General features: G+C 55.0%; 13 protein-coding genes. 6 read left to right on the forward strand and 7 right to left on the reverse strand.

Translation table 11 applies throughout. From position 1 onward, the window contains the following. The first annotated feature begins 3 nt into the window (after positions 1–3). Positions 4–1,131: a succinyl-diaminopimelate desuccinylase gene (gene dapE, locus FN037_RS12630; RefSeq protein WP_138361088.1), complete on the forward strand. Its 1,128-nt coding sequence runs from the start codon at positions 4–6 to the stop codon at positions 1,129–1,131. A 26-nt stretch (positions 1,132–1,157) separates the two neighbouring features. Further along, positions 1,158–1,358 carry a YpfN family protein gene (locus tag FN037_RS12635; protein ID WP_138361087.1) on the forward strand — a complete coding sequence of 67 codons (201 nt, stop codon included), beginning with the start codon at positions 1,158–1,160 and terminating at the stop codon, positions 1,356–1,358. 76 nt (positions 1,359–1,434) lie between these two features. Here FN037_RS12635 and ypfH read toward each other — a convergent pair whose 3' ends face one another. From ypfH to dapA, 6 genes are all read right to left on the reverse strand, one after another. Continuing rightward, complete coding sequence (ypfH, locus tag FN037_RS12640; RefSeq protein ID WP_138361086.1) at positions 1,435–2,133, reverse strand: esterase; 699 nt, start codon at positions 2,131–2,133, stop codon at positions 1,435–1,437. A 77-nt stretch (positions 2,134–2,210) separates the two neighbouring features. Further along, positions 2,211–4,211, reverse strand: a complete 2,001-nt coding sequence (locus tag FN037_RS12645) for a tRNA(Met) cytidine acetyltransferase TmcA (protein ID WP_142502371.1) — start codon at positions 4,209–4,211, stop codon at positions 2,211–2,213. Between the two features lie 12 nt (positions 4,212–4,223). Continuing rightward, positions 4,224–5,093: a neutral zinc metallopeptidase gene (locus tag FN037_RS12650; RefSeq protein WP_138361084.1), complete on the reverse strand. Its 870-nt coding sequence runs from the start codon at positions 5,091–5,093 to the stop codon at positions 4,224–4,226. A gap of 238 nt (positions 5,094–5,331) precedes the next feature. Next, positions 5,332–6,045 (reverse strand): phosphoribosylaminoimidazolesuccinocarboxamide synthase, encoded by a 714-nt coding sequence (gene purC / locus FN037_RS12655; protein WP_138361083.1) that lies wholly within the window; start codon positions 6,043–6,045, stop codon positions 5,332–5,334. Between the two features lie 230 nt (positions 6,046–6,275). Beyond that, on the reverse strand, positions 6,276–7,310 hold the full coding sequence (gene bamC, locus FN037_RS12660) for an outer membrane protein assembly factor BamC (protein ID WP_138361082.1): 1,035 nt from the start codon (positions 7,308–7,310) through the stop codon (positions 6,276–6,278). A 16-nt stretch (positions 7,311–7,326) separates the two neighbouring features. Beyond that, complete coding sequence (dapA, locus tag FN037_RS12665) at positions 7,327–8,205, reverse strand: 4-hydroxy-tetrahydrodipicolinate synthase (protein ID WP_138361081.1); 879 nt, start codon at positions 8,203–8,205, stop codon at positions 7,327–7,329. A 153-nt stretch (positions 8,206–8,358) separates the two neighbouring features. Here dapA and FN037_RS12670 point away from each other — a divergent pair, with 153 nt between their 5' ends. Then, entirely contained in the window at positions 8,359–8,928 is a 570-nt protein-coding gene (locus FN037_RS12670) for a glycine cleavage system transcriptional repressor (RefSeq protein ID WP_138361080.1), read from the forward strand. A 3-nt stretch (positions 8,929–8,931) separates the two neighbouring features. Beyond that, entirely contained in the window at positions 8,932–9,402 is a 471-nt protein-coding gene (gene bcp / locus FN037_RS12675) for a thioredoxin-dependent thiol peroxidase (RefSeq protein ID WP_138361079.1), read from the forward strand. Positions 9,403–9,480: 78 nt separating this feature from the next. On the opposite strand, the gene FN037_RS12680 is transcribed toward bcp, so the two are convergent. Beyond that, positions 9,481–10,548, reverse strand: a complete 1,068-nt coding sequence (locus FN037_RS12680; protein ID WP_142502372.1) for an AI-2E family transporter — start codon at positions 10,546–10,548, stop codon at positions 9,481–9,483. A gap of 225 nt (positions 10,549–10,773) precedes the next feature. On the opposite strand from FN037_RS12680, the gene bepA reads away from it, so the two are divergent. Together bepA and arsC are read left to right on the forward strand one after the other, a co-directional pair. Beyond that, a complete protein-coding gene (gene bepA / locus FN037_RS12685) occupies positions 10,774–12,237 on the forward strand; it encodes a beta-barrel assembly-enhancing protease (protein ID WP_138361077.1) in 1,464 nt (487 codons plus the stop codon). Positions 12,238–12,246: 9 nt separating this feature from the next. After that, positions 12,247–12,606: an arsenate reductase (glutaredoxin) gene (gene arsC / locus FN037_RS12690; protein ID WP_138361076.1), complete on the forward strand. Its 360-nt coding sequence runs from the start codon at positions 12,247–12,249 to the stop codon at positions 12,604–12,606. Positions 12,607–12,626: the final 20 nt, after the last annotated feature.

Consider the following 12,626-nt stretch of genomic DNA (forward strand, 5'->3'; position numbering starts at 1 on the left):
TCTATGTCTTGCCCGGTCATTGAGCTTGCTCAGCAGCTTATTCGCCGCCCTTCCCTCAGCCCCGATGACGCGGGGTGTCAGGCATTAATGATTGAACGTCTGCGGGCGATTGGCTTTACCGTCGAACCGATGGATTTCGGCGATACTCAAAATTTCTGGGCCTGGCGTGGGCACGGAGAGACGCTGGCCTTCGCCGGCCACACCGATGTTGTTCCCTCAGGTGACGCTGACCGCTGGATTAACCCACCGTTCGAGCCGACCATTCGTGACGGCATGCTGTTTGGCCGCGGCGCGGCGGATATGAAAGGTTCTCTGGCCGCGATGGTGGTTGCCGCCGAACGTTTTGTCGCTCATCACCCTGACCATAAAGGCCGTCTGGCGTTTCTGATCACTTCTGATGAAGAGGCCAGCGCGAAAAATGGCACCGTCAAGGTCGTTGAAGCGCTGATGGCACGCAACGAACGCCTGGATTACTGCCTCGTCGGCGAACCGTCCAGCACCGAAGTCGTCGGCGATGTGGTCAAAAATGGCCGTCGCGGTTCGCTGACCTGTAACCTGACCATTCACGGCGTTCAGGGGCACGTTGCCTATCCGCATCTCGCCGATAACCCGGTACACCGCGCTGCGCCGATGCTGGCTGAACTGGTGAACATTGAGTGGGATCAAGGCAACGAATTTTTCCCGCCAACCAGTATGCAAATCGCTAATGTGCGCTCAGGAACCGGCAGCAACAATGTGATTCCCGGCGATATGTTTGTGCAGTTCAACTTCCGTTTTAGCACCGAGCTCACCGACGAAATGATTAAAGCGCGCGTCGTGGCCCTGCTGGAGAAGCACGCGCTACGTTACAGCGTTGAGTGGTGGCTTTCAGGCCAGCCATTCCTGACCAGCCGCGGTAAGCTGGTGGATGCCGTCGTAAACGCCATTGAGCACTATAATGAAATAAAGCCGCAGTTGCTGACTAATGGCGGCACTTCCGACGGGCGCTTTATCGCGCGCATGGGCGCGCAGGTGGTTGAACTGGGGCCTGTGAATGCCACCATTCATAAAATCAATGAGTGCGTAAATGCCGCCGACCTCCAGCTGCTGGCGCGGATGTATCAACGCATTATGGAACAACTGATCGCCTGAGGGCATTGCCGGAAAAGGAGTAGCGCATGGAGTGGCTCATCAAACACTGGTGGATCCTGGTATTAGTCTTTTTAGTGGGGGTGATCATCAACGTGATTAAAGATCTTAACCGCGTTGACCACAAAAAATTTCTCAACAATAAGCCGGATTTGCCGCCGCATCGTGACTTCAACGACAAGTGGGACGATGATGACGACTGGCCTAAAAACGACCAGTCAAAGAAATAAGCGTATTGTTCAGCCTGACCAGCCACGCTTTTTAAACATTAACCCCGGTATCTGTTTTTCACTACCGGGGTTTTTATTACAGCAGTTCGATAATATCGTCGTCCTGCGGCTTGCCGCCGCTGAGCGCTTCGTCGAAATAGTGCTTCGGTACGGTAAAACGCAGATGATCGAGGGCAAACTGCATGCTTTGCTCATTAATCGCGTGTCCCAGCCCCTCAACAATATCCAGCGTCACGTCACCGCCTGCCTGCTGTAACGCCTCCTGTCCCGCTACCGCCCATGCCAGATCGATGACACGATCCTCGCCGCCGTGAATCAGGTGGATGGTCGTGGCCGTGCTCGCCGACTCGGGCATCGTCGCATAGCGACCATTAAAGGCAATCACCCGCGAGGCCAGACCCGGCTCCGCCTTAATACTTTCGAGGGACATAATCGCGCCCTGCGAGAAGCCGATCAGCGCCGTCGCCTGCGGGCTGACGCCGCTTTGCTGCTGCCAGTAGCGAACCGTGTCAATAAAGGTCGGCATAATGGCATCCACGCGCTGCTGGCGGTTATCTTCAGTAACGCCCTGCACGGAAAACCACTGGCGCCCCGGCGGCGGCCCGCACGGCTCTGCGCCGCCGATGCTGACAATCAGCGCATCAGGAAAGAGCGGGGCAAACCAGCTACCGATTTGCCCCATGGCAACCGGGTTATCGCCGACGCCATGAAACAGCAGCAGCAGTTGCTGTGCAGGTGTCGCAGGGCTTTGAACAATAAAATGATCGTGTTTCATGGCTGTCTCCTTAATGTCTGCAAGGAAGTTTACGCCACAGGCGGAATATGACCATGTCATTTAACTGAAGGAGTTAGTTAAAAAAATTGCAGAATTGTCACCTGCTGGCGCAGGGCATCGGCACGGGTTGCGTTAAGGCTGGATAACGCCTGGGCCGCCTCTTCCCGTAGCCTGGCCAGCAGGGCTTTGCGCCCTGATATCTGTAACGCCCGGCACAGCGTCGACTCGTCCTGCCGCCGCAGACGCGCCCGCAGCGCCGGTAGCGGTAAATCAACCTGCATAAGCAGGCGGTTCAGGCTGCCCGCCGACGCCAGCAACGGACGATGGGCAAAAGCAAAGCCCGCCACCTCCAGCCAGTCCTCCTCCGTAAGGATAGTCGCTTCCTGCATTGTCAGCGGAAAAGCGCCATCCCGCCAGTCACGTAGCCAGTACTCGTCGCGCAACAGTCGCTGCGCTTCCTTATTAACCAGTTGGTGACCCGACTCGCTGAGGGGATAGAGCGCCATCGCGGTATAACAGCCGCTGCTGGCTTCCCGGTGGGTTCCTAAACGTACCAGCGTAAAACCGCAACGCTGCCAGAAACGCCATAGCTCCGGCGTGTAACCAAAACTGACGGAAAGATAATCCCGGTCCGCCGCCAGAGATATCGCCCGGGCCACCAGCCGTTGCCCCAGTCCCTCACGCTGGCGGGCCGGATGCACGGCAATACGGCTGATACGCAGCCCGGTCAACGTTGCCGCCAGCGGACTGCCGCCGTGCGCCGCCAGCGACTGGGCCACCAGATTACCACGCGGTCGACGGAACCCGGCCCACACAGCCTGGCTAAGCGAGGGCTCAAGCCCGCCCTCTTCCACCAGCCACAGCGCCCCGGCAACGCGGTCGCCGCTGCGGGCGCAGACAAAATGCTGTCCTGGCGCATCCATCATACGCCGCAGATCCAGCGGAGAGGTACGATAATGCGCGCCGGAGAGCAACTGGTACATCGCTTCCGGTAGCCCGGGATATTGCCGCCAGAGGGCCTGATCGACGCTTTCCAGCATCACATCGCCAATTGGCTGCTGGCGGAAAGTCTCGTCGCCAAACAGCAGCAGTTGCGCAATCATCGCTTCCAGCGGGCAGCCTGCCGCCCAACGGACAGGCGTCGTCAAACTGAACTGCCGCAAATGCGTAAAACTGGCGCAAAACTTAAGCAGAAAGCCGCGTCCGGTACCTTCATACCCCTGCACGGTCGTGGTCAACAGCGTTCGCGGAAAGCGGGCGATAAGCTGGCGCAACTGCGGGCCAGGAATGGCGGCGGCCTCGTCGACAATCAGCCATGAAGCATTGCATTCTGACGCCAGTAATGCATCGGGAGCCATAAAACGAAAATCCCCCCCGGCGAAAGCCGCCATCACATCGGTTGCTCCACGTGCAGGCGCCGTAACAATGGCATCGCCCGCCAGTTGGCGAATAAGCATTCCGGCGAGAGCGGACTTTCCTCGCCCGCGTTCTGCGATCAGCGCGGCAATACCGGGGGAAAAATCGGCCAGTTCGGCAAGAACGGTGGCCTGCTCCGCCTGCGGATGACCATCAGCAGGATGCCATGCGACGCGCGCTGAAAAGTCCGGCACAACCAGTTTGTGTCTCTGCCGCCAGAGAATGGACTCACTATCGGCAATAATTTGCTGACAGAAGCGGTAGACAAAATTCGGCGCAACCACAGGCAGGAGAGTGTCGCTCCAGCGCAAAGAATCCGCATCTGGCCGCATGGCCCACTGCGCGAAATCAGGCGTCAGCAGGATCAGCCAGCTTCCGGCGCGCAGCGTACCGGCGAGCGCAGCCAGCGCCGCGACATCAAAGCCCTCGCGGGCATCAAAAAAGGCATGCTGAAATTCGCGTCCCAGCAGGGATTTCAGCGTTCCAGGTGAGGTGTACGGTGCCGGCATCGGCTGCGGGCCGACCCACAGACCGTCACCGGCCAACGCCGTTCGCAGTATTTGCGCCTGACGCAAAGTCCAGGCATCATCGCCGCTGAGGACCAGCAGACGACGGATGCCTTCACGCGCCATTTGTGTGGTCAGATGAAGCAGTTCATCCATGACGGGCCGAGGTTATAACGTACTGCCAAATGTATTGCACTGCGCCGGGTCACCGCTGTCAAAACCGCGCTTAAACCAGGTATAGCGCTGCTGTGACGTCCCGTGGGTAAAGCTGTCCGGCACCACGCGCCCCTGGCTCTGCTGCTGCAAGCGGTCATCGCCAATCGCCTCTGCGGCGTTCAGCGCCTCCTGCAGATCGCCGGCCTCCAGTAAATCCTGCTTCTGCATATTGTAGCCCCAGACGCCCGCAAAACAGTCCGCCTGTAGCTCCATTTTTACCGACAGGCGATTGGCTTCCGCCTGTGAAGCATTCTGCTGTAGCTGGCGCACTTTCGATTCAATCCCCAGCAGCTTTTGCACATGATGGCCCACTTCATGGGCGATAACGTAACCCTGGGCGAAATCGCCGCCCGCGCCGAGCCTGGTTTTCATGTCATCGTAGAACGACAGATCGATATAAACAGTGCTGTCTGCGGGACAGTAAAATGGCCCCATCACCGACTGGCCAGTACCGCAGCCGGTTGGCGTCGAACCGCGATACATCACCAGCCTCGGTTGCCGATACTGATTGCCCATATCGTTAAAAATCGCGCCCCAGGTATCTTCCGTATCCGCCAGAACCACTTTCGTGAATGTCGCGGCTTCGTCATCCTGCGGGCTGATGGAGCGTTGGTTGGTGGTCTGCTGCTGAGAGAGCGGTTCGCCGGTCAACATACCGGTTAAATCTACGCCGTAATAGCCCGCCACCAGAATAATAATCAGCAGCACAATGCCGCCTTTCCCGCTGGGAAGACGAAAACCCCCGCCCCCTCCCATTGACGAACCAGATTGACCACGGCGATCTTCAACATTGTCGCTTTCGCGACGTCCTTGCCAACGCATAACTACCTCTATCTTCTTCTATAAATTACTCCTACGATCGTAGGCGGTTATGAACGGGATTACCACTGGAAATATGTCGGAGGGCATGTCCCCGGCCTCACGTTATCTGACCGGAATACGGAGAGTTATTGTCGACCTGATGAGCATAACGTCATCAGTGACATGCCGGATGGCGACGTAAACGGTGCATCCGGCATGGAGAGCGAGGCCTGTCAGCCCGGCAGAAAGAGAGGAAGGCTTAATCCAGTTTGACGCCTAAACGGTGCGCCACTTCTTCGTAGGCTTCAATCAGACCGCCAAGGCTCTGGCGGAAGCGGTCTTTATCCATTTTATCCATGGTCTTTTTATCCCACAGGCGGCTGCCGTCCGGAGAGAATTCGTCACCCAGCACCACTTCACCTTTGAACAGACCAAACTCCAGCTTGAAGTCCACCAGGATCAGGCCTGCGTCGTCGAACAGCTTTTTCAGCACATCGTTAGCTTTATAGGTCAGTTCCCGCATCCGGGCCAGGTTCTCTTTGCTCACCCAGCCAAAGGTTTCGCAGTAGGATTCGTTGACCATTGGGTCATGCATGGCGTCGTTTTTCAGGAACAGATCGAACAACGGCGGATTCAGTTCAATACCTTCTTCAATCCCTAAGCGTTTTACCAGAGAACCGGCAGCGCGGTTACGCACCACGCACTCCACCGGCACCATATCCAGCTTTTTAACCAGACATTCGGTATCGGACAGCAGCGCTTCCATCTGGGTCGGGATACCCGCTTCCGCCAGCTTGCTCATAATGAAATGGTTGAACTTGTTGTTCACCATGCCTTTACGATCAAACTGCTCAATGCGAGCGCCATCCCCTGCTGACGTATCGTTACGGAATTCGAGTATCAACAGATCCGGATTTTCGGTGCTGTATACCGTTTTCGCTTTACCACGATACAACTCAGCTTGCTTTTTCATCTTTCACCACTCCAGTGATATTAAGCCCAAAAAATACATTCCCGCCTGTACACAACATCATTCAAAGCGCATTGAGGCGGCAACTGAGCGAATCCCCGGTCATTAACATAAGCAAGTGACTGGGGTGAACGAAGGCAACCAACAACGACGCAATTTGAAGGATGATGCGCATACGCACACGTTTGCGTCACTATACATTAAAAAGGGCCGGATTGCTCCAGCCCTGTTTATTACTTACTGAATGCCGCCTGGAATACGGCGACCAGCGCATCATTTTGCGACTGCGTCAACGTATGCCCTTTCGGATCGATAAACTGCAGACTGCTGCGGTTATCGAGATCCCCGACCTGCAGTTTATAATCGCCGGATACCAGCTGCGGGTCGCGAGCCCCCAGATCGGTCCAGCCGCTGTCAGATAGCGGTTTGTAAGTCACAGAAAGACTGCCCTGAGAACGAGAGCTGTCGGTTACCTTCATCCCCACTTTTCCCAGCGCGCCCGGCAGACGTTGCCAAACCAGGTTAAACGGCGCACGCACCACCAGCATCGGCAGGCCGGTGTCATCAGCCGCGCTCTGCACGTCGAAAGTCGCTCCGGCATTTTTCTGCGCGGCGTTCTGTGCGTTGGTGGCGTTCAGATCCAGCCCCTCGGAAATGACGTTCAGCATCGCGGTGCTGTAGCGCTGCAGCGACGCCGGATCGGCAACGGGTTTACCCGCTTGCTCCAGGTTCACCAGCTTCACGATCACTGCCTGCTGATAGCCCTGCTGCTTCACTGAGATTTGATAGCGACCACGGTACTGCTGATCTTCATCAAGGCGATTCCAGTCGACCCAGTCGGTATTCAGCGTCTGGCTGGCATCATCACGCTTAGCAATAGTGTAGTTTTTCGCCTGCACGATGCTTGCCACCTGTGCCCACAACGAACCGCTGCGGCCATTTTCCACCATCAGCGTCGCGGTATCCCCCTTAAACTGGGTGCTCGCGCCGCTGAGCAGGGCCAGAGGCTGAGCAGGCGGACGGATGTCCAGCGCTTTACCTGTGTTACCGGTGCTGGTCGCAACCGGAATGTTATAATCACCCACCTGAACCGGCAGGATCATGCCTGCTGGCGCATGAAGTTCACTGAGCGGCGTTGCCTGCAAATAGGCCTCATCGCCGCTCACCTGGCGCTTATAGCGCGAATCAGAACTACAGGCCGCGAGGAGTAGAACCAGCGAAACACCCGCAACCTTCGCCAGGCGCGACTTCTGTACTGAGTAAGCCATCAAATCTCCCTAAACTTTACAGCAAACCGGCATGCTTCAACGCGGCGGTGACAGCCTTAATACCATTTTCGGTAATTGGTGTCATCGGCAGACGTAGCGTATCGGTCGCCACAAGACCCAATGCCTTACAGGCCCATTTGGCCGGGATAGGATTGGGTTCGACAAATAATTTGGTATGCAACGGCATCAGACGCTGGTTAATCGCACGCGCTTCAGCAAATTGACCCGCCAGCGCCAGTCGGCACATTTCGGCCATTTCACGCGCCGCAACGTTTGCCGTTACGGAAATCACGCCATGACCACCAAGCTGCATAAAGTCCATTCCGGTCGCGTCATCGCCGCTCAACAGAATAAAGTCATCTGAAACCAGCTCTTTGATCTGATGAACACGCGTTAAGTTCCCCGTTGCTTCCTTAATACCGATAATATTTTTGATTTCCGCCAGACGGCCAACGGTTTCCGGTAACATATCGCACCCCGTACGGGACGGCACATTATACAGAATTTGCGGCAAATCAGTATGTTCGGCAATCGCTTTAAAATGCTGGAACACCCCTTCCTGAGTCGGGCGGTTGTAATAAGGCGTTACCGTCAGACAACCTACCACACCGCTATCGTTAAAGCGTTTAGTCAGACTAATCGCCTCGGCGGTGGCATTCGCACCGGTACCGGCAATCACCGGAATACGCCCGTCAGCCAGTTCCAGCGTCTGCATCACCACATCACCATGCTCTTCATGGCTTAGGGTTGCGGACTCTCCGGTAGTCCCTACCGAAACGATCGCCGAGGTTCCATTGGCGACATGGTAATCAATCAGTTTTTTCAGGCTTGATCGGCAGACATTGCCGTTTTCATCCATCGGCGTGACAAGCGCTACAATACTTCCCGTAAACATGGGCCATCCTCAGAGCAGAAGTGGGATAAGATATTCAATGTTACGTTTGGTGCTGTAATAAAAGCAAGAGACCCGATGCCATCAGGGATGTTGTATGCCGGTTTTTTTTATGCTTTCCTAACGTTACCTCACCTTTTTAAAGGAAGAACAGGTTTGACCGCCTCATTACAACACTATCTGGTTATTACCGCATTGGGCGCAGACCGCCCGGGCATCGTGAATACAATCACTCGCCACGTCAGCAGTTGCGGCTGTAATATCGAAGACAGCCGGTTGGCTATGCTTGGCGACGAGTTTACGTTTATCATGCTGCTTTCCGGCTCGTGGAATGCGATTAACCTGATTGAATCCACTCTGCCGCTGAAAGGCGCCGAGCTGGAACTGCTTATCGTGATGAAGCGTACAACCGCAAGACCGCCTCAGGCGATGCAGAATACCGTCTGGATTCAGGTTGAGGTGCCGGATTCACCGCATATTATTGAGCGATTTACCGCCCTGTGTGATAAATGGAAAATGAATATTGCCGAACTGGTTTCCCGCACCCAATCGGGCGCAAACGACGATTCCGTTCAGCTTTTTATCCAAATCACCGCCCATAGTCCAACAACGCAAAATGCGTCAAATATCGAACAAGCATTTAAAGCACTATGTACAGAACTGAATGCACAAGGCAGTATTAATATCGTTAATTATTCACAGCATGATGAACAGGATGGAGTTTGAGTAATGAACCCACTGAAAGCCGGTGATATTGCACCGAAATTTAGCTTACCGGACCAGGACGGCGAGGAAGTAAATTTGACCGACTTCCAGGGACAGCGTGTTCTGGTTTATTTTTACCCGAAAGCCATGACCCCGGGCTGCACCGTACAGGCGTGCGGTTTGCGCGATAACATGGACGACCTGAAAAAAGCAGGCGTTGAAGTACTGGGCATCAGTACGGATAAACCAGAAAAACTCTCCCGTTTCGCCGAAAAAGAGCTGCTGAACTTCACTTTGCTCTCTGATGAAAATCATCAGGTATGCGAACAGTTTGGTATCTGGGGTGAAAAAACGTTTATGGGGAAAACCTACGACGGCATTCACCGCATCAGCTTCCTCATTGATGCCGATGGCAAAATCGAGCATGTATTTGATGATTTCAAAACCAGTAATCACCACGAAGTGGTGTTGAACTGGCTGAAAGAAAACGCCTGACGCTGAGAAAAATGCAAGACCCGGGTCGTTACCCAACCACCCGGCGTCTTTTTTAGCGCATATTTTTCAGCTTCTCAGCTACTTCCCGTCTTCGATAACAGGGCCATCCGGCCAGGCATGCATTACCGCTTTGATTAACGTCGCCAGCGGAATCGCGAAGAACACGCCCCAGAATCCCCACAAACCGCCGAAGATAATCACCGACAGAATAATGACCAGCGGATGCAGATTAACCGCTTCTGAGAACAATACCGGAACCAGCAGGTTGCCATCCAGCCCCTGAATAATCAGGTACACCATGAACAGGCTCCAGAACTCGGTGCCCGCGCCAAACTGAAACAGCGCCACGCCAATCACCGGAATGGTGACCACAAACGCGCCAATGTAAGGGATCAATACCGAAAAACCGACCAGCACTGCCAACAACAGCGAATAATTGAGCCCAAAAAGGATAAAGCCAATCCATGTCGCCACGCCGACGACAATCATTTCCAGCACCTTACCGCGTATATAGTTGGTAATTTGCTGGTTCATCTCTTCCCACACCTGCCCGGCCAGACCGCGATTACGCGGCAGAACACGGCGCACGGCATTCAGCATCTGCGCTTTATCTTTCAGCAGGAAGAACACCATCAGCGGGACCAGTACCAGATAGACCGCCAGCGTCAGCAGCCCGACCAGTGAAGCCAGGGAGTATTTCACCACCGAATCGCCGACGGTTAACATCCGGCTGCGCATATTTTCCGCCATCGCGTCGATAATTCCGGCATCCATTAAGGCGGGATAACGACGCGGCACGGTGGCGGCAAAGTCAGAAAGTTTGTTCAGCATGCCAGGCATATCGCGAATCAGATAAATACCCTGTTGCCAGGCAACCGGCATCACCACGAAAGCCATCAGGAGCAAAATACCAACAAACAGAATCAGAACAACTGACGTGGCCCAGGTCCGTGAAAAACCGATGCGCTCCAGTCTGACGGTCGGCCATTCCAGCAAATAAGCCAGTACGATAGACACTAAGAGCGGCGCCAGCAGGCCGCTAAAGAAAAACATAATGCCAAACCCGGCCAACAAAATGACCAGCAGCGCTATCGCCTCCGGATCGCTGAACCGGCGACGATACCACTGCATTAACATCTGAAGCATAAAACCCTTCCCTGAAGAGCGAAGCTGTAACAATCTCAGGAATTGTATCGAAATGTCACAAAAAAGACTTCGCTTTTTATGGGTAAAACGACAAACATTAATGACCGGGTGAATATCATATTTTCAATGCGGTTCACCCCAGCTAAACTCGCTGGAGTTGCGGTCAGGGAACATTACGCCGCACAATCGGTCAAACTGGCACATCCACATTACAGGACAGGGGTTATGTTCAGGCAGTTGAAGAAAACGCTGGTGGCAGCCGTCATCGCGTCGTTGACGCTGGGGTCGATATTACCTGCTTTTGCCGATACCGCAGATACGTTGCCAGACATGGGCACCACCGCAGGAAGCACGCTCTCCATCGGTCAGGAAATGCAGATGGGAGATTACTATGTTCGTCAGCTGCGCGGCAGCGCGCCGTTAATCAACGACCCTCTTCTGGTGCAATATATTAATGGCTTAGGCATGCGGCTGGTCTCGCACGCCAATTCAGTGCGTACGCCATTCCACTTTTATCTGATTAATAATGACGAAATTAACGCCTTTGCTTTCTTCGGCGGCAACGTTGTGCTGCACTCGGCGCTCTTCCGTTACGTGGATAACGAAAGCGAGCTGGCATCCGTCATGGCGCACGAAATTTCACACGTCACCCAACGCCACCTTGCCCGCGCAATGGAAGATCAGAAGCGTAATGCCCCACTGACCTGGGTCGGCGCGCTGGGGTCTATTCTGCTGGCGATGGCCAGCCCGCAGGCCGGGATGGCGGCGCTCACCGGCACGCTTGCCGGTACTCAGCAGGGGATGATCAGCTTTACCCGACAAAACGAAGAAGAGGCGGACCGTATTGGTATTCAGGTGCTTCAGCGTTCAGGGTTCGATCCTCAGGCCATGCCGGCATTTATGGAAAAACTGCTTGACCAATCACGTTATTCGACCCGTCTGCCGGAAATGTTGCTGACTCACCCATTGCCGGAAAGCCGCCTCGCTGACGCCCGCAACCGGGCGAATCAGATGCGCCCGGTTGTCGTGCAATCTTCCGCAAACTTCTATCTGGCAAAGGCCAGAACCCTCGGGATGTATGCTTCCGGAGACAATAAGCTCAATAATGATCTACTGAGCAGTTGGGAAAAAGGCAATATCCGCGAACAACACGCCGCCCGATACGGACGCGCCCTGCTGGCAATGGGCAGCGATAATTACGATCTGGCGCGCAAAACGCTGCAACCGCTGTTAAACGCCGATCCGCAAAACGCCTGGTATCTCGATCTGGCAACCGATATCGACCTCGGGCAAAAGAGAGCAACTGATGCGATCAGGCGCCTGAAAAATGCCCGTGAACTTCGTACCGATCCGGTTCTACAGATAAACCTTGCCAACGCGTTACTGGAAGGCGGGCAACCGGCGGAAGCCGCAACTATTCTTAACCGCTACACCTTTAATAATAAAGAGGACGTCAACGGTTGGGATTTACTGGCCCAGGCGGAAGCCAAACTCGGCAATCGCGATCAGGAACTGGCGGCGCGTGCAGAAAGCATGGCGCTGGTCGGGCGACTCGATCAGGCTATCTCATTACTTAGCCGCGCCAGTTCGCAAGTGAAATTAGGCAGCTTGCAACAAGCGCGCTACGACGCGCGCATCGATCAGTTGCGACAGTTGCAGGAACGCTTCAAACCGTACCAGAAAATGTAAGGAGATCTCGTGTCCGAGACGGTCAAAATCTATCATAATCCCCGCTGCTCCAAGAGCCGCGACACCCTGAGCCTGCTGAAGGCCAACGGTATCGACCCCGAAGTGGTGCTTTATCTGGAGACGCCACCGGATGCCGCAACGCTGCGCCAGTTGCTGAAGATGCTGGGAATGGCCAGCGCACGCGAATTAATGCGCCAGAAAGAAGATCTGTATAAATCACTGGAGCTGGCAAATCCGCAGCTCAGCGAAGAAGCGCTGATCCAGGCGATGATCGATAATCCGAAGTTGATCGAACGACCTGTCGTCGTCAGCCGCGGCAAAGCGCGTATCGGTCGCCCACCGGAGCAAGTGCTGGAAATCATTGGCTAACGCGCTTTCACGGCGGCGGA

This window comes from Klebsiella sp. 2680, from assembly GCF_900198535.1.
Taxonomy (GTDB): Bacteria; Pseudomonadota; Gammaproteobacteria; order Enterobacterales; family Enterobacteriaceae; genus Klebsiella; species Klebsiella indica.

Coding starts and splice junctions, on each gene's coding strand:
- FN037_RS12650 (WP_138361084.1), bottom strand. CDS start 5,093: ATGCGTTGGCAAGGACGTCGCGAAAGCGACAATGTTGAAGATCGCCGT.
- FN037_RS12645 (WP_142502371.1), bottom strand. CDS start 4,211: ATGGATGAACTGCTTCATCTGACCACACAAATGGCGCGTGAAGGCATC.
- dapA (WP_138361081.1), bottom strand. CDS start 8,205: ATGTTTACGGGAAGTATTGTAGCGCTTGTCACGCCGATGGATGAAAAC.
- FN037_RS12680 (WP_142502372.1), bottom strand. CDS start 10,548: ATGCTTCAGATGTTAATGCAGTGGTATCGTCGCCGGTTCAGCGATCCG.
- bepA (WP_138361077.1), top strand. CDS start 10,774: ATGTTCAGGCAGTTGAAGAAAACGCTGGTGGCAGCCGTCATCGCGTCG.
- FN037_RS12635 (WP_138361087.1), top strand. CDS start 1,158: ATGGAGTGGCTCATCAAACACTGGTGGATCCTGGTATTAGTCTTTTTA.
- dapE (WP_138361088.1), top strand. CDS start 4: ATGTCTTGCCCGGTCATTGAGCTTGCTCAGCAGCTTATTCGCCGCCCT.
- bcp (WP_138361079.1), top strand. CDS start 8,932: ATGAACCCACTGAAAGCCGGTGATATTGCACCGAAATTTAGCTTACCG.
- purC (WP_138361083.1), bottom strand. CDS start 6,045: ATGAAAAAGCAAGCTGAGTTGTATCGTGGTAAAGCGAAAACGGTATAC.
- bamC (WP_138361082.1), bottom strand. CDS start 7,310: ATGGCTTACTCAGTACAGAAGTCGCGCCTGGCGAAGGTTGCGGGTGTT.
- ypfH (WP_138361086.1), bottom strand. CDS start 2,133: ATGAAACACGATCATTTTATTGTTCAAAGCCCTGCGACACCTGCACAG.